Raw genomic sequence first — 23,262 nt, 5'->3', positions numbered from 1 at the left:
AACCCATTTCTATACCCATAATACGGGCCTTTTGCAATAGGCTCGATTTACCGATTCCAGGGGATCCCTCAATGAGTATTATTCGGCCAGTGGTTGCATTAACTCGCGACAGAATGATTCTAATTTCGCGACATTCTTTTTCGCGCCCATAAAGGATGCCGACTCTTGACATTCCCCAACCCCCTGATCATCTTTCTCGAAACCGGGCCTCCCGCACCGGTTGATCACTGCAAAGGTACTGGTACATACCTTTCCCTCGCCGTACATGTGATCCAATTCATGAAATATCACCTAGACGGGCTAATCCCATTGTCTTACTGGCTATTTAAGCAGTGATCCTGGTGATGGTTCGCCGTGTCCCGCGCGGCGGGACACGGCGAACCGAGTTATAAGGACATCAATTCGGGCCGCCGGATCGCGGGCGCCGAATCGACGAGCCTGCGCACCATGGCGGCGGCCACCGGTTCCACATTCGCCGCACCATCCCGTCCAGCCGGGGTATTCACCTGGTCGGTGAGAAGCATTCTCGGCCGGGCCACGAAGAACTCGGTGCCTGGATATCGTTCAGCGGCCCAGTGCGTCAGGCCTTCGGCAGCATGTTTCGCAGCAACGTAGTGTGGCCAGTCCGCGGGAGGTGCGACGACCGCGGACGACGACACAACGAGGCAGCGACCGCGAGCCCTATCCACCGTGTCGAGCAGACCTGCCATTGGCGCGCTGACCAATGCAAACGCGTCGGCCACGAACTCCTGGATGCGGCCGAGGCCGGCCGGATCCAGCTGGAGCGGCCGGATAGGCGGTGCGGCACTACAGACCAAGAGATCGAGCGCGTTGCCCGCGACGTGGGCGATCTCCTGCGACCACCGGGTACTGGTCGCTTCACCAGGGCAGGAAACGATCTGGCCTCCTAACGCCTCCCCACGGGTAACCAGTTCGTCGATGTCTCCGGAAGCACCCCGATGGCCAACCAGTACCCGACCACCCTGGCTTGCCAGTGCGAGCACTAGTGCGGCGCCGAGCCCGCGGCTGCCGCCGACCACGGCGGATGTGTGGCCGCGAAGCCGGTCCGAGCTCGGCAGTGCTTCGCGGATACGCTCGGCCGACGGCGCCGGGACGGGACTGCGGACCAGGGTCTCCAGTTTCGCTTCGGCCAGCATCGCGCCCCCGCCGTGCAGGTGGCCCACCGTACTCAGCAGGCCGAACCGGGGATCGAAGTCCGCGACCTCGGTCGTATAACTCAACTCCAAAGGTCCCAGCCTCGCTGCCGGGTACAGGCGCAGCGAGAAGCCGTTCAACAGGCAGTCCCGGCCTGGGAGTTCCATACCGGCGAGAAAGCTGCACCAGAGCAAGCAGGTAAGAGGAAACCGGCCGAGCAAGCCGACGGCGATGGGCCAGCGCTCGCACAAGGCGTCCAAGGCTTGTCCTGGCCCGTAATTACCTGCGACCGACAGACCGAACGTCACGTCCGCAGCGGTCACCACACGCGGCTCTCGGCGATGCGGGCGCTGCCGATACGACATGTCGTCCGCGGAACCTCGCGAGAGCGTCATCGACAGGCAGTTCGTTGCGCCGTCGGAGACGCTGACCCGAATTCGGTTACCCTCCTGGCAAACCGTCGTTTTATAGGTGACTCCAGGCTGGATCGGCTGTCTGAACTCGACATCGGCGCCATCAATCCCGTCGCCATCGACGACGAGCTCGTCGAGTGCGGCCACGGCGGCGAGCACACCGTGGGCAACCGGCTTCCCGAAGGGTGTTCGCCGTGCATAGTCCGGTGAGGTGTGCAGCGGGTTGTGGTCGCCGCTGGCCTCGGCGAACAGGTCGATATCTGCTGTGGTCAATAGCATTGAAGCTCCATCCGAAGGGCAGTCCAGCTGAACGGCAATGTCACTTCCCATTGACAAGGAAGTCATAAAATGGCAGGAGGACGCACTTGCAATCCTCTTGTCGTAGGGTTAATCGTGTTGTAGCGTCCGCCATGTTGGCAATCTCGCTGTTGCCCGACACGCAATATTCTTGCTTCCCGAACCCGTCACTAAGTCGGGTCAATCGATGTACTCAATGGGGTGTTTCCTATGGAGCAGAACCGGAATACAGGTGTGACCGTGGACTCCGATGGTGATTCAGATCTTGCCGAGAAAGCGGTCGTGACTGCACTGCAAGCGGTGCTGGGCGTGTCCGAGGTGCCTTGGGAAAGCCGGTTCGGGGTGCTTGGTGGTGATTCGCTGCGTGCCGTACGGATCCTCTCCTGGCTATGGCGCGAACTCGACGTCGAACTCCCTGTACATGCCTTGCAGCCGCACACGACTGTTGCGGAGCTTGCCGACACCGTCCGCGAGCACGTCGAGGCGGCTCAGGCATGAACTCGGCGACGAAGGCCGGGATCGCGGTGGCAGGCACCTTCACGCTCACCGTGGTCACCACCTCGATGGCAGCTGTACTGGACGAGACGGCGCCCGGACGACCTGTGATCACCGCTCCCTACGGCCAGGTTCTCGAAACCCTGCACGATCCCGGCAGTGTGCTGATGACCAACGTCGGGGTGAACGTGTTGCTACTGCGGCCGGAGGACTTCGCCCGTGGTAGCGGGCACCGTGAACGCGCCGACGCTATGGTCGATGAGCTCGTGGCCGTTCTCGCCGATGTTCCCGATCATTCGGTGGCTACGTGGTTCCTCGCCATCGCACCGAGTTCGCCCGCCACCGAAGGGGACGTCGCGCTCGCGCGATGGGTGCGCTGGGTGGGCGAGCGGCTCACCGCCGTAGCCGAGGCGACACCGGGCATGTACCCCATCACCCTCGACCGGGTGGCTGAGCTTTACGAAGTGGCCGAGGTCCACGACGAGTACGCCGACCGGATCGGCCACCTTCCCTATACCGACGAGTACTGCGAGGCGGTAGGCACCTGGCTGGTCCGCCAGGCTGTGAGCAGCTGGGTGAAGCCGAAGAAGGTCGTTGTGCTCGACTGCGACAACACGCTGTGGACCGGTATCTGCGGCGAAGACGACCCAGTGGGCGTACAGGTGACCGAATCACGCCGCTGGTTGCAGGAGTTCATGCTGGCGCAACGGTCCAGCGGAAAGCTGCTGTGTCTTTGCAGCCGGAACAATCAGGAGGACGTCGAGGAAGTCTTTACGCGCAACTCCGGCATGGTGTTGTTGTGGGACCACATCTCCGGGCACCGGATCGGCTGGAACCCCAAGGCTCAGTCGCTGGTGGAGCTCGCCAACGAACTGGATCTCGCACTCGGGTCGTTCATCTTCGTCGACGACGACGCTGTCGAATGCGCGTCCGTCCGGGCCCAGCTGCCGGAGGTCACGGTGGTCGAACTCGCGCGCGCGGAAGATCGGATTCGCCAGCAGATCGAGCACACGTGGGCGTTCGACCAGCTCGCGGTTACCGAGGATGATCGCCTGCGGGCCGACTGGTACTCGACGCGCGCCGACCGTGCTGCACTCCGTGAGACCAGCACCAACTATCAGGACTTTCTCGATCGTTGTGCGATCGAGGTAAACTTCGCCGACCTCACCGACGATGGGCTCGACCGCGCAGCACAGCTCACCGCGCGGACCACTCAGTTCAACCTCGCCGGTGCCGTCTACTCCGTGCCGCAGCTGCGTGCATTGCTCGCCGGAGAAGGGCGAGGGTGGACGGTACGGGTGCGGGACCGCTTCGGCGACTACGGGACGGTCGGACTGGTTGTCGCCGAGCAGCGGGGCGATGCCGTCGAACTGCCAGTCTTCCTGTTGAGTTGCCGGGTCCTGAACCGGCGGGTCGAGGACGAGGTACTTCGGTTCGTCGCCGCTCACGCGGCACGGCTGGGCGCTGTCACCCTGCGGCTCCCGTTGCGCCCAACGGGGCGCAACGCACCCGCGCGCCTGTTCGTCGAGCAGCTCACCGGCGTCTTTCCCGCTTCCAACGACAACCCGTCAACCGTCGCTGTGCCGGTACGCGAATGGGTCCCCCAGCTCGCTCAACGGTGAACACCGACTCGAGGGAGGAATCGCAATGTCGAGCAGAATGACGAGCGCGGACCCGATCACGCTGTCGCTCACCGAAGCACAGCGGGAGCTTCTTGCTCTCGACCGCATCGTCGCGGTCCCGCACTTGTACAACATTCTTATCGAGGCGGAGTTGGATCCGGAACTCCCGTCGGACGCGCTCGCCACCGCGTTCGCCGCAGTCGTCAAGGTGCAACCCGCGTTGCGGATGGGTCTGGTCGACAGCCCGAAGGGCGGCGGCATGCTCGTCGCGCCCGGTCCGGAAACCGCCTCCGCTTTCCGTGGATGGACCGTTCCAACGGCGGAGTTCGACGCCTGCCGCGCCGCGGCCTTCGCCGAGCTGGGTGCCACGGCGTTCGCACTCGACCAGCCGCCGCTCGTCCGCGCCGTGCACGTTCGCGCGGAAGACCACACCAAGGCGGTGCTGGCGCTGGTGGTACACCACTCGGTATTCGACGGCTACTCGGTCGGCATCCTGCTGGACGAGCTGAACGCCGCCTTAAGCGGCGGCCTCGACTGCGAAACTCTGGCCACCGAGCGAGAGATGGCGCTGCGCGATGAGCTCGAGCGGCAGCTGGCCGCTGCCGCGACGGAACAGGCCGATATGGCCGCAGCCGCACTGGCCGAACGCCTCAGGCAGGTCCCGTCCACTGTGCTGTACCAACTCCCGGCCCGTCCGGTGGAGACGGAGTTCGCCGGTAAACGGAGGGAAGTCCAGCTCACCGTCGAGGAATCCGCCGTTGTCGACCGGGTGTGTCGGGAGCTGGAGATCAGCCCTTTCGCCTACTTCTCTGCGCTGCATTCGGCGGCTTTGGCGCGACACGCCGATGTGGAGTCCGTCGTCTTCGGTGCGACGGTGATGACCCGCCGCACTCCGCAGGCGTTCGACCTCTGCGGGTACTTCGTCAACACCGTTCCGCTGGTCGTGGATATCCACTGGGAGCGATCATTCGGCGATTTCGCGTGCAACGCAGTGCTTCCGGAGGTAGAGCGCGTCCGCGCGGACTCGCTCGTCCCACTGAACAAGGTCGCACGGCACGCGATGCCGGATCGGGCGAGCAATCGTAACCCGATCTTCACAACGTTGGTGACCATGCAGGAACCCGCCGAGGGAGCGGCGGGAGCGCCGGTGCGGACGATGCGCCAGCACGGCAACGACACGGCGAAGTTCGACCTCCTACTGTGGGTGAAGCCCACCCACGAAGGCTGGGTGCTCGAGGTCGAACACGACCTCCAACTGTTGCCGGACCCCGTGGTATCCGGGTACGTCGATTCCTTGCGCTCGGCGATCGCCGGGACGGCGCACCATGGTCGGGGTATCCCACTACGCGAGCTGTTCTGCGACGGTCCGGTCGTCCCCGCGCGCGAAGGGAAACCGCGATTCGATTGCGACTTCGCCGCGCGTGTGCTCGACGTCGCAGACGCCGCCCCGGCTGCGGTCGCGATTGAGGAGGGCCGGACCTGGATCAGCTACGGTCAGCTCGCCGAGCAGATTCGCGCGGTTACCGGCGGGCTCGCCGAACGGGGTATCGGCCCCGGAGACATCGTCGGTGTCACGACCGACAACCTGCCGGACACCGTGGTCGCGGTGCTGGCCGTGCTCGCACGCCGCGCCGTCTACCTGCCGCTGGACCTCGACCTCCCTGCCGAACGGGTGGTGGACATGGTCGAACGGGCCCGTTGCCGAACGGTCATCGGCACCGGGAAGGTGCCCGGCGCGCGGGTGTTCGGTATCGGGGAACTCCGAGCGACCCCAGCCGAACCGAGTGAGGACGATCCCCGTGAGCACGCCGTGTACGCGATGTTCACCTCGGGTTCAACCGGACAACCCAAGGGCGTGCTGATGGCCAACGCGCCGCTGGCCAACCTCGCGGCCTGGCAGGTCGGCACGCTGCAGATGGGGCCGGATTCCCGGTTCCTCCAGTACGCACCATTGGGCTTCGACGTCTCATTCCAGGAGATCATGCCGACGTTGCTGGCCGGGGGAACGCTGGTTTCGCGCCGCCCGGTCGACCGGCTGGATCTGCCCGCGCTGGCCCGCCGAGTGGCGACGACCGGCGTAACACACGTTTACCTGCCCGCTGCCGCACTCGGCACGTTCACCCAAGCAGCGCGGACAGCCGGGGACGAGTTGCCGAACGTGCGGTTCCTGTGCGTGGCAGGTGAACAAGTGGTGGCCGACGAAGGGATACAGCGGTTCTTCACCGAGCGACCACACATTGTACTGGTGAACATGTACGGACCGACCGAAACGCACGTCACCACCGCGGCGGTCTTCGACTCACTCAGCCAGCCGTGGCCGGTTCACGCACCGATCGGCCGCCCGTTACCCGCCGTGTCGGCGCGGGTGGTCGACGCCACCGGGCATCGGGCGCCGTGCGGTGTGGCCGGTGAGCTCAGGCTTGGAGGCATCGCACCGGCATTGGGCTATGTGAACGACCCGGATCGTACGGCGGAGCGGTTCGTCGACGGCGAATACCGGACCGGTGATCAGGTGCTACTCGACGCTTCCGGGGAGCTTGTCTACCTGGGACGCAAGGACGACCAAGTGAAAATCCGCGGGTACCGGGTGGAACTCGGTGAGATCGAAGCGGTCGCCAACGCGCTCGACGGAGTACGGCGCGCCGTCGCCGTGGTCGAGCCGGATCCCGGCAGGCGCCTACTGCTGTTCTTCGTTCCGACACAGGACTCGGCCGCCGCCGAGGACATCCAGGCCGCGCTGGCCCGCAGGCTACCCGGATACATGGTCCCAGCGAGAGTCTTTCCGATCGACTCGGTACCGACCGGGTTCACCGGAAAGCTGGATCGGGCCGCCTTGTTGCGCAAAGCGGATAGGGCCATGGCCGCGGAACCAGCCGTGTCCGACAACGGAGCACCACCTACCCCGCTCGAAACCGAACTCCGCACGATGTGGGAGGACACACTGCGCGTGCCGGTCACACTCGACGGGTCGCTCGTCGAAGCCGGGGCGCACTCGTTGAACGTCCTCACCGTGCTGAGCCAGGTGGAGTACCAGTACGGCGTCTCCGTGCCGGTACTCGACTTCTTCCGGGAACCGACCATCCGTGCACTGGCCACCCTCGTCGAGGCCGAACGGAGACAGTCATGACCGCGATCGAGACCCGTTCTTCCCTGGTATACAAGCTCGGCTCCGGCGACAATGGACGCAGGCTGGTAGCCCTCCCACCCGCGGGCGGCGGCATCCAGCCCTACCTCGGTATGGCGAGGTCACTGACGCGGTACGGCGACGTACACGCTCTACGCGCCTCAGGCCTGGCCGATGGCGAGCAGCCGGACACCGACGTTCCGGCGATGGTTTCGCGTTACCTGGAGACGATCCGCGCGCTGCCCACCCCGCCCGACGTACTCGTCGGCTGGTCGCTTGGCGGTGTGCTGGCGTGGGAGGTCGCCGTGCTCCTGAAACGGCAGACCGGGCGCAGCGCCGCAGTGGTCATGCTGGACAGCTTCATCACCCTGCCTACCGGATCCGACCTCGATTCCTTCGCCACGGCGGTCATGGAGACGCTGGCACCAACGGCTTCGGACGGAGAACTCGCGCGATTCCGCCGAACCACCAAGGCACACGTCAACGCCGCAGCCAACCACGAAGTGACCGCTCGCCACGACGGTCCCACACTGCTACTCGCATGCGCCAACGGCCCGGTTGCTCGGCAGCGCGCCGACTGGGAGCGGTTGTCCACGCGGCTGACCACCCACGTGGTCGAGTGCGGCCATTTCGAGCTTCTCGGACCTACCCATCAGCCGACGGCCGCCGGGTACGTCAACGACTTCGTGCGTCGAGTGTTCGCGACTGGGGGAGAGCAATGAACAACCTGAGCGACGGCGAGCCGTTCGCGCTGGTTCACCGGCCGTCGGTAACCGGAGCCGGCACGTTGGAACTGTTCCGCGGACCGGTGGTCGAGGTGGCGAGCCTTGCCGAACTCGAACACGACGAAGGGATCAACGGGCCGTCGCTCCTCGCCGTAGTCCCGTTTCGCCAGGTTTCCGAACACGGTTACGCATGCCATGACGACGGCGCACCACTGCTGGCGGTGCGTATCGAAGAACGAATCTTTCTGACGGTCGAGAATTTCCTCACGACCATCCCGGACCAGGAAATCCGTTTCGACGCCGCCGGATTCGATCTTGACGATGACACCTACGCCGGAATAGTCCGGAACGTACTGGCTCAGGAGATCGGCACTGGCGCCGGAGCAAACTTCGTGATCAAGCGGTCGTACTCGGCCCGCGTGCGTGACTTCTCGGTGGCGACCGAACTCGCACTGTTCCGACGTCTGCTGCTCGGCGAGGAGGGTGCCCACTGGACTTTCCTCATCCACACCGGACAACGGACGCTCGTCGGAGCCAGTCCAGAACGCCACGTCAGCCTCGCCAGCGGCGTGGCCACCATGAACCCGATCAGCGGCACGCTCCGCCAGTCTGGAACCGGGCCAACGGTCGGCAGTGTGCTCGAGTTCCTCGCTGACCGCAAGGAAGTCGAAGAACTCTTCATGGTTGTTGACGAGGAACTGAAGATGATGGCAGGACTGTGCCCCGATGGTGCCGAGGTGGACGGCCCGTACCTGCGGCAGATGCGGCACGTGCTGCATACGGAGTACTTCGTCCGCGGTCGCACCACGCAGCCACCGTGGGAAATCCTTCGGCGAACTCTCCTCGCTCCCACGGTGACCGGAAGCCCGGTCGAAAGCGCGTGCGCAGTGTTGCGCAGGCACGAGCCAGCCGGTCGCGGCTACTACAGCGGCGTGGCGGCATTGCTCGGCCGGGACGCGAACGGTGAGCCGACAGTGGATTCGACAATCCTGATTCGGATGGCGGAGCTATCGCCTTTCGGTGAGCTGGACCTGGGTGTCGGCGCGACTCTTGTCCGCCACTCCGATCCGGCGGACGAGGTCGCCGAGACACATGCGAAGGCGGAAGGCTTCCTGTCGGCGCTTCGCGGAGAACGGCGAGGCACTGCCGATCGACCCCCGCTCGGCTTGACCGAGCATCCTGAGGTGCGCCGCCGACTTAATGCTCGTAACGCCGGGCTGGCGCAGTTCTGGCTGTCCCGGAACCGAGCCCAGGACTGGCTGGCGCCGGAACTGGCCGGGCTCCGCGCGCTGGTGGTGGACAACGAGGACACCTTCACCGCGATGCTAGCCTGCCAGCTGCGTGCGCTCGGACTTCGCGTCACCATCGTGCACTGGCGGGAAGCACCGGCACATCACGGGTTCGATGTCGTGGTACCCGGACCGGGGCCGGGCAGTCCGGACGACGTCAACGAGCCCAAGATCGCCCGCCTGCACGCACTCATCGGCGAACTGCTCACCACTCGTAAGCCGTTTGTGGCGGTCTGCCTCTCGCACCAGGTGTTGAGCAGGCTGCTCGGCCTCGAGATCCGCCGCAGGCCCGAACCGAATCAGGGCGTCAGGCACCACATCGACCTGTTCGGGGAACCAGTCGGTGCCGGATTCTACAACACGTTCGCCGCATATGCGGACACAACGCGCCTACTCACCGCACGCTGCGTGGAACCGGTGCAGATATGCCGGGACGAGCTCACCGGCGAGGTGCATGCATTGAGCGGTCCCGGCTTCACCTCCGTGCAGTTTCACCCGGAATCGCTGCTCACCGAGTACGGCCCCACGCTACTGCGCAATCTTGTCACCACGGTTCTGTGGCCAGGCGTACGCATCGCCTACCGGATGAACCGAGTCTCTAGCACGAAGGAATGAGTGATGACTCTTCTACCTACCAATCTTCTCGACGTCCGGGCCTCGGCCCCGGCATCAGACGCCGACATTCGGGCGTTGCGAGATCGTCCGGCGGAGCAACAGCCCGTCTGGCCCGACCACGCCGCGCTCACCGCGGTGGCGGAGGATCTGCGTGCCGCCCCCGATCTGGTAACCGATAAAGAAATCCGGGGGCTGCGCGGGCTGCTCGCCGGTGTCGCTGCGGGCAGGCTGCGCGTGTTGCAGGCAGGTGACTGCGCTGAGGACCCGGACCACGCCACCGACGAACACGTGACACGTCGAGCCGAGATGCTGGTCTCGCTCGGGGACGTCATGAGCGAGCGCTCGGGCCGTCCCGTCGTCCTGGTCGGTCGAATGGGCGGACAGTTCGCCAAGCCGCGGTCACAGCCAACTGAGGTCCGGGACGGATGCGAGCTACCCGCCTTCCGTGGTCACCTCGTGAACGGTCCCGCGTTCGACGCGCGGACGCGCATCCCAGATCCGCTCCGCATGCTGGCCGGTTACCGCGCGGCGGCCGGCATCATCGATGCGCTCCGGCGGGCTCGGCCCACCGACGGTGAGCTGAACCTGCCCCGATTCTGGGCCAGCCATGAGGCACTGGTGCTCGACTACGAGCTGCCGTTACTGCGCAGACACGGCAAGGATCTGATGCTGACCTCCACACACTGGCCGTGGGTCGGCGAACGCACTCGCCAGCTAGACGGCGCTCACGTCCACCTGCTATCCCGGATAGCGAACCCGGTAGCGTGCAAAGTCGGGCCGACAATGACCGCAAGCGAACTCGTGGCGCTGTGCGAGCGGCTCGACCCGCACCGCGAGCCAGGCAGGCTTACTCTGATCGTCCGACTGGGAGCAAGTCTGGTCGGGACCCGGCTGCCGGAGTTAGTCGCCGCGGTCCAGCGGGCGGGCCATCCCGCTATCTGGCTGTGCGATCCCATGCATGGCAACACCTTTCGCGGTGCCGGGGGACGAAAGAGTCGGCTGGTCGGGTCGCTGATCCGTGAGGTACTCGGGTTCCACGCGGCTGTGCGCGGGGAACACGGTGTGACCGGCGGCCTGCACCTGGAAGCCACACCCGAAGACGTCGTCGAATGTGTGCTCGACGAAATGGAGTTGGCCGAGCTACCAGAGAGCACCGAGCCGCTGTGCGACCCGCGGTTGAACGCCGATCAGGCGCGGCTGGTGGCGACCGCCTGGCCTGGCTAAGACAACGCGAATATCGATCCCTACCCCGGTAAAGGAGTGAACACCGTCATGTCCACCGTATTCGTCGCCAACAATCGAACCGAGCAGATGGTGGGTGATCTTGGGGCGTTGCCGCCCGAACAACGGCGATTCGCCGGTTACACGGCTCAACGCATGCTCTGGTATGTCGACGAGGGAGACATCCTCGTCGTTCCGCACGCGCCCAGTGAACCGTTCAGCCGGTACCTCACAGGCTTGATGGATGTCGATCTGGACACCGTACAAATACTCGTACCGCCACCCGGCCAGTTCGGCGTCGACGTCCTCTCGGCAGACAGGATAGAAAACAAAGAATTTCAGGATAAACTAAAGAGTTACGTCGATAAGTCCTACTCATCCGGAGTTTTTCCAATAATTTTCGACGAGGTTATAGCCCGGCTCACCCGGCGACTAGGGCTAGCAGATTGCACTCCTGGATTCGGCTTTTTCGGACAGGGTGGAAGCAATCTGTTGAACAGCAAGTCCGCCTTTCGGGCACTGGCAGGGGGAACCGGCTGCCCCATCGCGGACGGCCGGGTGGTCCGGGACATGGAGGCAGCCGAGTCATACCTGTGGGAGCTGCTCTCAAGCGGGCTGTGCGCCATCGTCAAACAGGACCAGCATGTGGGCGGGTTCGGCAACGAAATTATCAGCCCACGGGACGGGGTCAATCCCATCGGCGCGCCGCAAGTAATGACCATAACGGAGCGGTCGGCGTTACACGAGCTGGTAACTCGCCGCTGGCCATGGTACTCCGGAAACAATCGCCGACAGGTCGTGATCGAGCACTATATCCCAGACTGCACGCCGGTATACATCGAGATGAGTATAACCGACGATGGCGTGGCACTTTTTGGACATGGAGAAATGCTGACAAAGCCCATTTTTAATGGTCTTGTCATTCCCGCGCAGTCCGCTTCACATCCGGCATGGCCAGGATTTATTAGCGCCACCGAGAATCTCTGTCAGGCTATTTATGGAATGGGGTATCGCGGGCTGATCAGCATCGACGGGATCGTAACCCCGGCCGGGGAGATCCTGATCAACGAAGTGAACGGTAGAGTTGGCGGCTCGACACACGTCACACGGCTGATCCAGCACCTGGTGGGCCCGCAGTTCCTCGATGAACGCGTAGTGATGCAGCGCCATTTCTGGCCAGTACCCTCATTCGACCGCGCGCTGGAGGCACTGAGTAACCACGATCTCGCGTTCGACCGCAGCCCACGCACCGGTGCCGTCATCACTTCTGACGACGTTACCGGGGGAACGGTTGAGTACTGCCTGATCGGAGAGAGCTTCGAGCATGCGACGGAGCTCGAGGAGCGGATCAACGAACTCACGTTCGGTTGACGACTGACTACTGGAAGCTATGGTCATCGAAGATCACCGCGGCGAAAGACGCAGATGGAGGAACGGACAGCAATGGGTTACCGGGGGCTCGCAAAGAAACCAATTCTGGCTTGGGCGCTCGTCGCGATCGTGGCACGGCTGCCCATCGCGATAGCGCCGCTCGGGCTGGTCTTCCTCGTGCGGGAACGCGCGGGTGGATATTCGCTCGGCGCCACGCTGGCCGCCGCCTACGTGGTCGGCGAAGTCGTCGGAGCGCTGCTCATCGGAACGCGCCCGTTCAGCCGCCGCAGTAGCGCGATCTCGCTGGGACTGGGCTTGGGCGCGGTGTCCTTCGGGCTACTCGCACTCGTCCCCTCAGCACCCGACCCGTTCCTGGTCGGGCTGGCCGGGATAGCCGGCGCGGCGCCCGCAGCGAGCCCGGGCGGTATGCGCACGATGCTTACCCGCCTGGTCGACGAGTCGGCAGTGGCCAGCGCGCTGAGTGCCGAATCGACGCTGACCCAAGCAATCTGGGCGGTTGCGCCAGGGCTCGCTGTGTCGTTGGCCTTGTGGAGCGGCGCGAGTTCCCCGATGGCGCTGGCCGCGGTGTGCATGGCTGCCGCTGCACTGACCCTCCCGCTGCTGCGTGGCGATGGCCGGACTGCCGCAACGGCAAGTAAGTCGTCGACCCAGGTCTCTCGGCACGCCGGGCGACTGCTTGCCGCGTGGCCGATCTACCTGACTAGCGCGGCGTCCATGGCGTTATTGTCGGCGGCGGAACTTATCCTGACGCCGTTGCTGGAGTTCCGGCAGTTCCAGACCGGCTGGGCGGGCGTGCTATTGACCGTCTTCTCGGTGTCCAGCGCCGTCGGTGCGTTCTTCTACGGTCTCCGGAAGTGGCCAGGCAGTGTGCGCGTGCAGAGCCTGGTGCTACTGGTCGTGATGTCCGGTTGTGTAGCACTGATCGCCGTCGCGCCGGGACTGGTCGGGATCGCCATCGTGCTGGTCGTCGGCGGCCTCAGCCAAGCGGCGGTGGCCGTTACCCGCAACCTGTCGTTGCGGGAGAGCCTGCCCGAGTCAGCGCATACGGCGGGGTACTCGGTCATGTACGCCGTCCAGGGCATCGGGTACACGCTCACCGCGACATTGACCGCGCTGGTGCTGGCGTCGTTCAGCCCGGTCACCGCCATGGTCGGCGCGGCGGTGCTGACCCTGCTACTGACCGTGGCCAGCGCACTGGCCGAGCTGCGCATCCGTCATCGCGGCAACGGAAGCGAACAGGAAGCCGAGCTGGCGACCGCGCGAGCCGGAGCATGCGAGGAGCCCGGACCGGGCTGAACCTGGGCGATCGCCGCACCCGGCCAGGTGCTCCGGTGCAATGTCGCGCGATTGCGCGCAGCTGGACGACCCGGCAGCCACCTGATGGGCACCGCCACCCGTGTGGTGCGTTTCGCGGGCTAAATGTAGTTCGGGGAGGGGTCAGCCGGCGGCGTCGGCGATGGTGGTGGCCTCCTTGGCGCCCGTGCGGAACGTTTCGCAGGCGAACAGCAGCCAGTCCCGCACGCCGTCCGGCTCACCGGTGGCGAAGGACTCGGCGGCGGCCCGGTAGTGGCGCGCCCGCCGGAAGCAGGCGACCTCGGGCACGGTCAGTGCCTTGGGGTCCAGCCCGGTCGCGATCATGGTCAGCCTGCCGGCGGCCCTGGCCACCACACCGTCCGCCGTGCCGAAGGCCTCGAGGGTGAGCAACTCGCCGTGCACCACCGCGGTCAGGATCGGCCCCGGCACCGAGGTGGCGCCGGTGACCAGCTGGGCGAGCAGCTCCAGCCGCCGCGCCACCTCCGGCTCGGTGCGGGGCCTGCCAAGGCCGTCGGGGTCCTCGACCAGGTCCGTGGCCGCCAGCAGGTGCATCCTGGCCAGTGCCTGCAGGGGCGCGCGCCGCCAGGTCGGGAGCAGGGACTCGGTCGCCTCGGCCACCCGCAGTGCCCCGGCCAGCAGCGGGTCCCGCACCGTACCCTCCGCGGGTAGCTCCGGATCGGCGCCGTCGATGCCCGCCGAGGCCCGGGCCGCCCGTACCGAGGCCTCCGCCGCGGTCGCCGAGCCACCCCGCAGGTTGGCCCGGTGCCGGTGCACCGCGAACACCGCCTCCTGGGCCGACTGCGCCGCCTCGGCGACGCCAGCCAGATCGAGCAGTGGCCGCAACGGATCCGTCATGCGTCCAGCACCTGTCCCTCCCGGACGACCACCGGCGGCAGGGTGGACCACGGGAAGTTGATCCACCTTTCGGTGCGCCGCCACACGTACTCGCAGGACACCGTGGTCCACGGCTTCTCGTAGATCACCGCGCAACGCACCTCGGCCACCTGATCCGCGCAGAAGTCCCGGACCAGCTTCAGGGTGGCGCCGGTGTCCGCGACATCGTCGGCGACCAGCACCTTCGCGCCCGCCAGATCGACCGCGTTCGGCACCGGCGGCAGCATCACCGGCAGCTCGAGCCGCTGGTCGACGCCGGTGTAGAACTCCACGTTCATCACATGCAGGTTCTTGACGTCCAAGGCGTACCCGAGGGCGCCCGCGACGAACAGCCCGCCCCTGGCGATCGACAGGATCAGGTCGGGCTCGAAGCCGCTGTCCGCGACCTGCACCGCCAGCTGCCTGCTCGCCGAACCGAACAGCTCCCAGGTGAGCTCTTCCCGCTCCGCCGTCATCCGCCGTCCTTCCCGTGCCACGGCGTCCGGGCCCGGCGCCGAGTACCGCGAGCATAAGAGCAGCCTGCCGACGCCCGAGTGGCCTCTCTTGATCATGTGTGACTGGACCTGGGAGATGACCACTCTCCGGCATAGCGTGAGCTGATGAGCGAGGAATGGCACCGGCACCCCACCCTGACCGGCGACCGGGTCCGGCTGGAGCCGCTCGGCACGCGGCACGCCGAGGGCCTCTACCGGGCGGGCCGCGATCCGGGCATCTGGACCTGGCTCGCCAGCCGCCAGCCCGCCAGCCTCGCGGACACCCGTGCGCAGATCGAGCACATCCTCGCCCAGCCGGACCGGCTCGCCTGGGCGCAGCTCGACACCCGCACCGGCCGGGTCGCCGGAACCACCTCGTACTACCGGATCGACCCGGTGGACCGGAACCTGCTCATCGGCCATACCTGGATCGGCCCGCCGTGGCAGCGGACGCCATTGAACACCGAGGCCAAGCTGCTGTTGCTGCGCCGGGCCTTCGAGGTGCTCGGCGCCGTCCGCGTCGCCTGGGAGACCGACATCCGCAACGAGCGCTCGCAGCGCGCGATCGAACGGCTCGGCGCCACCAGGGAGGGTGTGCTGCGCGCACATCGGATCCGTACCGACGGCAGCCTGCGCGACACCGTGATCTACTCGGTGACCGCGGCCGAGTGGCCCGCCGTGCGTGACCAGTTGTTGTCCAGGTGGGCATAGCCGCTGACGTACCAGTGCAGTCTGTTGTGTTGCGTACTACCGTCGTCACCGCGCCCGCGAGGCGGCCGCAGCGCAGGTAGTGTACCCACCGGAACCAGGAGGCTTACCACCATGACAGAGCAGTCCCCGGCTCTCGACAACCTGCTGTCCGAGACTCGGACGTTTCCACCGGATGGGGAGTTCGCTGCGCAGGCGAATGCGGGCGCGGGGCTGTATGCCGAAGCGCAGTCCGACCGCGAGGGTTTCTGGGCGGAACAGGCAGGCAAACTCGACTGGGAATCGCGGTGGGACCAGGTGCTCGACTGGTCGAATGCGCCATTCGCACGGTGGTTCGTCGGCGGGCGGCTGAATGTGGCCGTGAATTGTGTGGACCGGCATGTGACCGCCGGTTTCGGGGATCAGGTCGCGATTCACTGGGTCGGTGAACCGGGGGACACCAGGGATATCACCTACGCCCAGTTGCAGGAGGAGGTTTGCCGGGCGGCGAACGGGCTCGCGTCCCTTGGTGTGGTCGCAGGCGACCGGGTGGCGATCCAGCTGCAGATGATTCCGGAGGCCATCGTCGCGATGCTGGCCTGCGCGCGGATCGGCGCGCTGCACAGTGTGGTGTTCGGCGGGTTCTCTCCGACCGCACTGCGGGCGCGGGTGGACGACGCCGAGGCCAAGGTGGTGATCACCTCCGACGGGCAGTACCGGCGTGGCAAGGCGGCCGCGATGAAGTCGCAAGTGGACGAAGCACTGGCCGGTGCGCAGAGCGTGCAACGGGTGCTGGTGGTGCGGCGCACCGGCGAGGAGACGCCGGAAGAGGTGCCGTGGACCGAGTCCAGGGACATCTGGTGGCACGAACTGATGGCCAAGCAGGCGCCGGAGCACAAGGCGGAGGCCTTCGACTCCGAGCATCCGCTGTTCATCCTGTACACCAGCGGCACCACCGGGAAACCGAAGGGGATTCTGCACACCTCGGGCGGATACCTCACCCAGGCCGCCTACACGCACCGGGTGGTTTTCGACCACAAGCCAGGGCAGGACGTGTACTGGTGCACCGCGGATATCGGCTGGGTGACCGGGCATTCCTACATCGTGTACGGCCCGCTGGCCAACCGGGCCACGCAGGTGGTTTACGAAGGCACCCCGAACACCCCGCACGAGGGCAGGCACTGGGAAATCGTGCAGAACTACAAGGTGTCGATCTACTACACCGCGCCTACCTTGATCCGGACCTTCATGAAATGGGGCGCGGACATTCCGGCGAAGTACGACCTTTCCTCGCTGCGGGTGCTGGGCAGCGTCGGCGAGCCGATCAACCCCGAGGCGTGGATGTGGTACCGGGAGCACGTCGGCGGAGGCCGGGCACCCATCGTGGACACCTGGTGGCAGACCGAGACCGGGGCAATCATGATCTCCCCGCTGCCCGGCGTCACGCACGCTAAGCCGGGCTCGGCGCAGGCCCCGCTGCCGGGGATCTCGGCGAAGGTGGTCGACGACAACGGTGCCGAGGTGCCCGCGGGCGGGGGCGGCTACCTGGTGCTGGACAAGCCGTGGCCGTCCATGCTGCGCGGCATCTGGGGCGACGACGAGCGGTACCGGGAGACCTACTGGTCCCGGTTCGCCGACCAGGGCTTCTACTTCGCGGGCGATGGCGCCAAGTACGACGATGACGGGGACATCTGGCTGCTCGGCAGGGTGGACGACGTGATGAACGTGTCCGGGCACCGGATCTCCACCACCGAGGTGGAGTCCGCGCTGGTCTCCCATCCCGCGGTGGCCGAGGCCGCCGTGGTCGGCGCCAGCGACGCCACCACCGGGCAGGGCATCGTTGCCTTCGTCATCCTGCGCGGCAGCTACACCGACGCCGGTGAGCAGACCGTGCAGGACCTGCGCAACCACGTGGCCGGTGAGATCGGGCCGATCGCCAAGCCCCGGCAGATCATGATGGTGCCGGAGCTGCCCAAGACCCGGTCCGGCAAGATCATGCGCCGCCTGCTGCGCGATGTCGCGGAGAACAGGGACGTCGGTGACGTGACCACCCTGGCCGACGCCGGCGTGATGGACCAGATCGCCAGCGGCCTGCGGGCCGGGTCGGATGAGGACTGAGCGTTACCCACGTCCGTTCAGCGGGCAAGCCGACCCCCACGCGGAGTAATCGAACGGATGTTCTACGCTGGCGCGCGGGAGAACCCATCCATCCGGCAAGGAGACGACACCGACGATGACCGTGGATTCCTTGACAGAGCAGCAGGAAGAAACCCCGGAGAGCCCGGCGAACGGCGAGGTCTCCGAGCAGTCCCCCGACGCTGCCGACAGCGGCAGCAACGGCAGCACCGCCCCCGAAACCGAGACCGGTGCCGAGGAGCAGGCCAAGCCCAAGCGCGGCAGGCCCAAGGGCGCCACCGCGAAGAAGACCCGGACCGTCGAGCTGACCCTGACCGTCACCGGCACGGCCGACGGTGAGTGGCAGGCCGAACTCAAGCACGGCAGCAAGTGGGTCGCCCGCGGGCTGGAGATCCCCGCCGCGGCCGTCTCCCGCGCGGCGAAGGAACTGCACACCGACCTGTCCGGCCCGATCGACGAGGTGATCGACGCGGCTCGCGAGCAGCAGCAGGCCAAGGTCGCTCAGCTCGAGGCCGAGCTCCAGCAGGCCAAGCAGGCCCTGGCCGAGCTGGAAAGCTGAGCACGACTATCGGGAAGCCGGAGTGGGTGCCGGTTTCGACCGGTACCCACCCCGGCTCACGTGCTTCACTGGACGGGTGACGGACACGCCGGAGCCCGCCCATTCCGACGAGGCGCACCACGAAAATTTCGGCAGCAAACTCAACTCGCTACGCGCGGGAGTGCTCGGCGCGAACGACGGCATCGTCTCCGTCGCCGGTCTCGTCGTCGGCGTGGCCGGAGCGACCACGGACCGGATGGTCATCCTCACCGCCGGAATAGCCGGACTGGTGGCAGGTGCCCTTTCCATGGCGGGCGGTGAGTACGTCTCGGTCAGCAGCCAGCGCGATTCCGAGCGGGCCATGCTGCGGCTCGAGCGCCAGGAGCTGGCGATGATGCCGGAGGCCGAGGAACGCGAACTGGCCGAGATCTACCAGCACAAGGGACTCTCCCCGGAACTGGCCGCGCGGGTCGCGCAGGAACTCACCGCGAAGGACGCCCTGCAGGCGCATGCCGAGGCCGAGCTGCGGATCGACCCGGACCACCTGACCAGCCCGTGGCAGGCGGCATGGGCCTCGCTGCTCGCGTTCGCCATCGGCGCGCTGCTGCCGCTGGTGGCGATCACCCTGCCGTCGGCATCGGCCAGGGTGTGGGCCTGCGGTACGGCGGTGGTGCTCAGCCTCGCGCTGACCGGCCTGGTGAGCGGGTGGCTCGGCAGGGCCCGGATCGGCAGGGCCATCGCCCGCAACGTCGGTGTCGGCGCGCTGACGATGGTGGTCACCTACCTGGTCGGCACCCTGTTCGGCGCGGCGGTATGAGTGGTCCGCGCGGCCGGAAAGCCGCGCGGACCACCTGACCCGCTAGCGCACCCCGCTCATCAGCTTCTTGATGAACGGCGTCAGCAGCACCAGCAGCAGGCCGAACGCGATCGAGGCACCGCCGACCAGCGCGAAGTACGGCGCCTCGTTGTCCACGCTGTAGTAGCCCGCCAGCCACCCGGCCATGGTCGAGCCGAGCGCGATGGAAAGGAAGTTCAGCGCCACCATCTGCGTGCGGAACGCCTCCGGGGCCAGCTTGGTGGAAAGGGAAAGCCCCACCGGGGACAGCATCAGCTCACCGACGGTGAAGATGAGCATGATCAGCACCAGGATCAGCAACGGGGTGCTGTTCCCCGTTCCGCCCGCGAACAGCAGGAACACCAGGTATGCGATGCCGATGGTGATGGTGCCGAGGGCGAACTTGATCGGGGTGGACGGCTGGCGCGAGCCGAGCTTGGTCCACATCGCCGCGAACACCCCGGCCAGCAGGATGATGAACACCGGGTTGAACGAGTTGGCCCAGGCCACCGGCATCTCCCAGCCGAAGATGCCCCGGTCGATCCGTTTGTCCGCGTAGATGATCACCAGGGTGTACTGCTGCTGGAACAGCGAGAAGAACACGAAGCTGGCCAGGAACATCGGAATGAAGCTGAACACCCGCTTGCGCTCCACCGTGGTGATCTTCCGGCTGGTCAGGATGACCGTGAAGTAGGCGAGCACCGCCACGATGATCACCACGAGGGTGACATCGGCCAGGTTCGCCGGAGTGATCGCCCCGGTCATCACCAGCAGCACGATCGCGGCGACCACGGCCAGCGCCCCGCCGACCGCCAGTGGCCGCTGGGCCGCGGGCAGCGGGTTCGCCACCACATCGGCGTCCGCGCTGAGGTTCTTCCGCCCGAGGGTGTACTGCACCAGGCCGATGGCCATCCCGAGCGCGGCCAGCCCGAATCCGTAGTGGAAACCGACTTCCTCCTGGACCAGTCCGGTCAGGATCTGCCCGAGGAAGGCACCGAGGTTGATGCCGAGGTAGAAGATGGAGAAGGCGGCGTCCCTGCGTTCGTCCTCCTTCGCGTACAGCGACCCCACCAGCGAGGTCGCGTTGCCTTTGAGACCACCGGCGCCGAGTCCCACCGCAGCAAGGCCGACCCCGACCCCTGCCAGTCCGGGCAGCAACGCCAGCGAGATGTGCCCGAACATGATCAGTATCGCGCTGTAGAACAGGGTGCGCTGCCTGCCGAGCAGCCGGTCCGCGACCCAGGCGCCGACGATGGTGGAAAGGTAGACCAGCCCGCCGTATGCACCGACCACACTGGTCGCGCTGTCCCGCGGCAGGCCCAGCCCGCCGTCCGCCACCTCGTAGTAGAGGTAGATGGTGAGGATCGCCTGCATCCCGTAGAAGGAGAAGCGCTCCCACATCTCGGTACCGAACAGGTTCACCAGCCCTCGTGGGTGCCCGAAGAACGACCTGTCCGGTTGGCCGTGTCCGACCTCGGTAGAGGTACTCACAACTCGCCCATCCTCGTGGTTTAGACATCGTTGTCAGCAGCATCGTAGAGTGGGCGGACTTTGACTCAATAGGGCGCATGGTCGTGCCGGATCAACATGCCGGATATGCCCGGTATCGAGCCACCTACCCGGAGTGCATACAGGATGCAACCAAGTGGGCATTCCCACGATGACGATCACGGCGACCGCTCGCACGCTAAAATTTCGTGAAGGTGTGCCGGGAAGTCTGGTCGGCGTAGAGGCCATCGACCGCACTATTGGGAGTTTCGCCTGTGAACGCACCGGAACCGCGTCGCCCGGGTCAGGCCGTCGCCGAGTTCGCCCGCTACCTGCGCACCGAGACCACCGGCGGGATCATCCTGCTCGTGGCGACCGCGGTCGCACTCATCTGGGCCAACTCACCACTCGGTGACATCTACCGCTCGATCCGGGAATTCGAGATCGGTCCCGAGCTGCTGCACCTGAACCTCTCCGTCGGTGACTGGGCCAAGGACGGCCTGCTCGCGCTGTTCTTCTTCGTCGTGGGGCTCGAGCTCAAACGCGAGATGGTGGTCGGCGAGCTGTCCAACCTGAAGGCGGCGACGTTGCCGATCGTGGCGGCGATCGGCGGCATGATCATCCCCGCGGCGATCGCGCTGTCCATCGGCTGGGGCGAGCCGGGGATGGACCAGGCCTGGGCCATCCCGGTGGCCACCGACATCGCCTTCGCACTCGGTGTGCTCGCGGTGACCGGCTCCAACCTGCCGAGCAGCGCGCGGGTCTTCCTGCTCTCCCTCGCCGTGGTCGACGATCTCGGCGCGATCATCGTCATCGCGGTGCTGTTCACCACGAAGTTCGACCTGGTCGCGGGCGGCATCGCGGTGGCATCCCTCGCGCTCTACGCCTGGTTGCAGCACAAGCGCATCCGCACCCCCTGGCTGTACGTACCGCTCGCGGTGATCACCTGGGTCGCGGTGCACTCCGCAGGCATCCACGCCACGATCGCCGGGGTCGCGCTCGGCCTGCTGACCAGGGTGCGCCCGGACCCCGAGGAACACGAGGCGCCCGCGATCCGGCTCGAGCACCGGCTACAGCCGTGGTCGGCGGCGCTCGCGGTCCCGGTGTTCGCGCTGTTCGCGGCCGGGATCGAGGTCAGCGGCGAGTCGCTGGGCGAGGTGTTCACCGGTGCGCTGCCGCTGGCGGTGATGATCGGGCTGGTCGGCGGCAAGTTCATCGGCATCTTCGGCGCCAGCGTGCTGGCGGTGCGGACCAGACTGGCCACCCTGCCCCGCGGGGTGGGATGGCGAGATATCGCGGCACTGGCGATGCTCGGCGGCGTCGGGTTCACGGTGAGCCTGCTGATCGCCGACCTCTCGCTGACCGGGGAGACGACCGAGCTGGCCAAGGCCGCCGTACTGCTCGCCTCGGCCATCGCCTCGCTCACCGCGGCCGCGCTGCTGGTGCGGCGCAGCCGCGCCCACAGCGCGGAGAACAACGTCTGACCAAGCCCACCGGGTCGCCGACCGCGGCCCGGCACGCGCCTTGAGGTATACCGACCGGTATGTATACTCAATTGGCATGAACACCTTGTCCGACCCGAACCTGCGGCGGGCCGTGGCGCGCGCCCCGCGCGCGGAGGACGGCACCCTGCGGGCACTGGACGCCAGCCGTTCCGGCATCACCGACCTCAGTGGGATCGAGCGGTACCCGCAGTTGCGGGTGCTGCGCCTGGACCACAACGAGCTCACCGACCTGGGCCCGCTGGCCGGGTTGCCGAACCTGACCGGGCTGTTTCTGAGCTTCAACCAGCTCACCGACCTGCGGCCGCTGGCGGGGCTGGACCGGCTGCCCGCGCTCGGCCTGCGCGGCAACCGGATCACCGATGCCACCCCGCTGGCCGGAATGACCAGCCTGACCTGGCTCGATCTGTACGGCAACGCACTCGGCGAACTACGGTTCGCCCGCGAACTGCACTACCTGACCCGGCTCGACCTGGGCGCCAACTCGCTGACCGCGGCGCCGGAGCTGCGCGGGCACGGCAGGCTGCGCTCACTCGAACTCACCGACAACCGGATCGGCTCGCTCGCCGGGCTGGACGAGTTGCCTGCCCTCGAGCACCTGGACGCCGCCCAGAACCGAATCACCGACCTGACGCCCCTCGCCGGCCTCACCACGCTGACCTCGGTGAACCTGCGCGCCAACCGGATCGGCTCGCTCGCGCCGCTGCGCGGACTCAGTGGCCTGCGCAGCCTCGACCTCTCCGAGAACCCGCTGCACGACCTCGAGCCGCTCGCCGGACTCACCGAGTTGCGCAGCCTTTACCTGTGGGCCAGCGGCACCACGGACCTGGCCCCGCTGGCAGGCCTGGTGCGGCTGCGCCAGCTCGGGCTCGCCGACAACGCCGTCCGGGACATCCGTCCGCTGGCCGGGCTCACCGAGCTGGACCTGCTGTTCCTCGGCGGCAACGAGGGCATCCACGCCGGTCAGCTGGCCGGCCTGCGCCAGCGGCCGGGCGCCGACCTGCGCGGGCCGGACTGGAAAACGCACCGGCCGTGACCAGCACCCCT

General features: G+C 66.6%; 18 protein-coding genes. 14 read left to right on the top strand and 4 right to left on the bottom strand.

From position 1 onward, the window contains the following. Positions 1-386: 386 nt before the first annotated feature. A complete protein-coding gene (locus KOI47_RS02810; RefSeq protein WP_216213662.1) occupies positions 387-1,841 on the bottom strand; it encodes an SDR family NAD(P)-dependent oxidoreductase in 1,455 nt (484 codons plus the stop codon). A gap of 234 nt (positions 1,842-2,075) precedes the next feature. On the opposite strand from KOI47_RS02810, the gene KOI47_RS02805 reads away from it, so the two are divergent. From KOI47_RS02805 to KOI47_RS02770, 8 genes are all read left to right on the top strand, one after another. Further along, positions 2,076-2,363: an acyl carrier protein gene (locus KOI47_RS02805; protein WP_216213659.1), complete on the top strand. Its 288-nt coding sequence runs from the start codon at positions 2,076-2,078 to the stop codon at positions 2,361-2,363. Then, a complete protein-coding gene (locus KOI47_RS02800) occupies positions 2,360-3,982 on the top strand; it encodes an HAD-IIIC family phosphatase (RefSeq protein WP_216213656.1) in 1,623 nt (540 codons plus the stop codon). The genes KOI47_RS02805 and KOI47_RS02800 overlap by 4 nt, the downstream gene beginning before the upstream one ends. A 25-nt stretch (positions 3,983-4,007) precedes the next feature. Further along, positions 4,008-7,109, top strand: coding sequence for a non-ribosomal peptide synthetase (locus KOI47_RS02795; protein ID WP_216213653.1), 3,102 nt, complete (start codon positions 4,008-4,010; stop codon positions 7,107-7,109). Next, positions 7,106-7,828 (top strand): alpha/beta fold hydrolase, encoded by a 723-nt coding sequence (locus KOI47_RS02790; RefSeq protein WP_216213650.1) that lies wholly within the window; start codon positions 7,106-7,108, stop codon positions 7,826-7,828. The genes KOI47_RS02795 and KOI47_RS02790 overlap by 4 nt, the downstream gene beginning before the upstream one ends. Continuing rightward, entirely contained in the window at positions 7,825-9,735 is a 1,911-nt protein-coding gene (locus KOI47_RS02785; RefSeq protein WP_216213648.1) for an anthranilate synthase family protein, read from the top strand. The genes KOI47_RS02790 and KOI47_RS02785 overlap by 4 nt, the downstream gene beginning before the upstream one ends. Positions 9,736-9,810: 75 nt before the next feature. Next, a complete protein-coding gene (locus KOI47_RS02780; protein ID WP_408629918.1) occupies positions 9,811-10,959 on the top strand; it encodes a 3-deoxy-7-phosphoheptulonate synthase in 1,149 nt (382 codons plus the stop codon). A gap of 48 nt (positions 10,960-11,007) precedes the next feature. After that, on the top strand, positions 11,008-12,327 hold the full coding sequence (locus tag KOI47_RS02775; RefSeq protein ID WP_216213645.1) for a preATP grasp domain-containing protein: 1,320 nt from the start codon (positions 11,008-11,010) through the stop codon (positions 12,325-12,327). A gap of 54 nt (positions 12,328-12,381) precedes the next feature. Further along, on the top strand, positions 12,382-13,644 hold the full coding sequence (locus KOI47_RS02770) for an MFS transporter (RefSeq protein WP_216213642.1): 1,263 nt from the start codon (positions 12,382-12,384) through the stop codon (positions 13,642-13,644). A 141-nt stretch (positions 13,645-13,785) separates the two neighbouring features. Here the strand turns inward: KOI47_RS02770 and KOI47_RS02765 are convergent, their stop codons facing one another. Both KOI47_RS02765 and KOI47_RS02760 read right to left on the bottom strand, forming a co-directional pair. Next, on the bottom strand, positions 13,786-14,517 hold the full coding sequence (locus tag KOI47_RS02765) for an oxidoreductase (RefSeq protein WP_216213639.1): 732 nt from the start codon (positions 14,515-14,517) through the stop codon (positions 13,786-13,788). Continuing rightward, positions 14,514-15,011, bottom strand: coding sequence for a phosphoribosyltransferase (locus KOI47_RS02760; protein WP_216213635.1), 498 nt, complete (start codon positions 15,009-15,011; stop codon positions 14,514-14,516). Before KOI47_RS02760 ends, KOI47_RS02765 begins: the two co-directional genes overlap by 4 nt. A gap of 144 nt (positions 15,012-15,155) precedes the next feature. On the opposite strand from KOI47_RS02760, the gene KOI47_RS02755 reads away from it, so the two are divergent. From KOI47_RS02755 to KOI47_RS02740, 4 genes are all read left to right on the top strand, one after another. After that, positions 15,156-15,740 (top strand): GNAT family N-acetyltransferase, encoded by a 585-nt coding sequence (locus KOI47_RS02755; protein WP_216213632.1) that lies wholly within the window; start codon positions 15,156-15,158, stop codon positions 15,738-15,740. A gap of 111 nt (positions 15,741-15,851) precedes the next feature. Next, the gene (gene acs / locus KOI47_RS02750) at positions 15,852-17,834 is read left to right on the top strand and encodes an acetate--CoA ligase (protein ID WP_216213629.1); all 1,983 of its coding nucleotides are present in this window, start codon (positions 15,852-15,854) and stop codon (positions 17,832-17,834) included. A 115-nt stretch (positions 17,835-17,949) separates the two neighbouring features. Next, complete coding sequence (locus tag KOI47_RS02745) at positions 17,950-18,411, top strand: DUF6319 family protein (RefSeq protein WP_216213626.1); 462 nt, start codon at positions 17,950-17,952, stop codon at positions 18,409-18,411. Between the two features lie 76 nt (positions 18,412-18,487). Next, on the top strand, positions 18,488-19,207 hold the full coding sequence (locus tag KOI47_RS02740; protein ID WP_216213623.1) for a VIT1/CCC1 transporter family protein: 720 nt from the start codon (positions 18,488-18,490) through the stop codon (positions 19,205-19,207). Between the two features lie 42 nt (positions 19,208-19,249). Here KOI47_RS02740 and KOI47_RS02735 read toward each other — a convergent pair whose 3' ends face one another. Further along, on the bottom strand, positions 19,250-20,716 hold the full coding sequence (locus KOI47_RS02735; protein WP_216213618.1) for a peptide MFS transporter: 1,467 nt from the start codon (positions 20,714-20,716) through the stop codon (positions 19,250-19,252). 272 nt (positions 20,717-20,988) lie between these two features. Between KOI47_RS02735 and nhaA the strand changes: the two genes are divergently transcribed. Continuing rightward, positions 20,989-22,197 carry a Na+/H+ antiporter NhaA gene (gene nhaA, locus KOI47_RS02730; protein WP_216213616.1) on the top strand — a complete coding sequence of 403 codons (1,209 nt, stop codon included), beginning with the start codon at positions 20,989-20,991 and terminating at the stop codon, positions 22,195-22,197. A gap of 76 nt (positions 22,198-22,273) precedes the next feature. Continuing rightward, positions 22,274-23,251, top strand: coding sequence for a leucine-rich repeat domain-containing protein (locus KOI47_RS02725; RefSeq protein ID WP_216213613.1), 978 nt, complete (start codon positions 22,274-22,276; stop codon positions 23,249-23,251). Positions 23,252-23,262 lie beyond the last annotated feature (11 nt).

It is taken from the genome of Amycolatopsis aidingensis (genome assembly GCF_018885265.1).
Lineage (GTDB): Bacteria > Actinomycetota > Actinomycetes > Mycobacteriales > Pseudonocardiaceae > Amycolatopsis > Amycolatopsis aidingensis.
This window is presented reverse-complemented; position numbering and strand designations above follow the sequence as displayed.

Bases quoted from the DNA above. Each gene is read 5' to 3' on its own strand.
- KOI47_RS02805 (WP_216213659.1), top strand. From the start codon at position 2,076: ATGGAGCAGAACCGGAATACAGGTGTGACCGTGGACTCCGATGGTGAT.
- KOI47_RS02800 (WP_216213656.1), top strand. From the start codon at position 2,360: ATGAACTCGGCGACGAAGGCCGGGATCGCGGTGGCAGGCACCTTCACG.
- KOI47_RS02795 (WP_216213653.1), top strand. From the start codon at position 4,008: ATGTCGAGCAGAATGACGAGCGCGGACCCGATCACGCTGTCGCTCACC.
- KOI47_RS02790 (WP_216213650.1), top strand. From the start codon at position 7,106: ATGACCGCGATCGAGACCCGTTCTTCCCTGGTATACAAGCTCGGCTCC.
- KOI47_RS02785 (WP_216213648.1), top strand. From the start codon at position 7,825: ATGAACAACCTGAGCGACGGCGAGCCGTTCGCGCTGGTTCACCGGCCG.
- KOI47_RS02775 (WP_216213645.1), top strand. From the start codon at position 11,008: ATGTCCACCGTATTCGTCGCCAACAATCGAACCGAGCAGATGGTGGGT.
- KOI47_RS02770 (WP_216213642.1), top strand. From the start codon at position 12,382: ATGGAGGAACGGACAGCAATGGGTTACCGGGGGCTCGCAAAGAAACCA.
- KOI47_RS02765 (WP_216213639.1), bottom strand. From the start codon at position 14,517: ATGACGGATCCGTTGCGGCCACTGCTCGATCTGGCTGGCGTCGCCGAG.
- KOI47_RS02760 (WP_216213635.1), bottom strand. From the start codon at position 15,011: ATGACGGCGGAGCGGGAAGAGCTCACCTGGGAGCTGTTCGGTTCGGCG.
- KOI47_RS02755 (WP_216213632.1), top strand. From the start codon at position 15,156: ATGAGCGAGGAATGGCACCGGCACCCCACCCTGACCGGCGACCGGGTC.
- acs (WP_216213629.1), top strand. From the start codon at position 15,852: ATGACAGAGCAGTCCCCGGCTCTCGACAACCTGCTGTCCGAGACTCGG.
- KOI47_RS02745 (WP_216213626.1), top strand. From the start codon at position 17,950: ATGACCGTGGATTCCTTGACAGAGCAGCAGGAAGAAACCCCGGAGAGC.
- KOI47_RS02725 (WP_216213613.1), top strand. From the start codon at position 22,274: ATGAACACCTTGTCCGACCCGAACCTGCGGCGGGCCGTGGCGCGCGCC.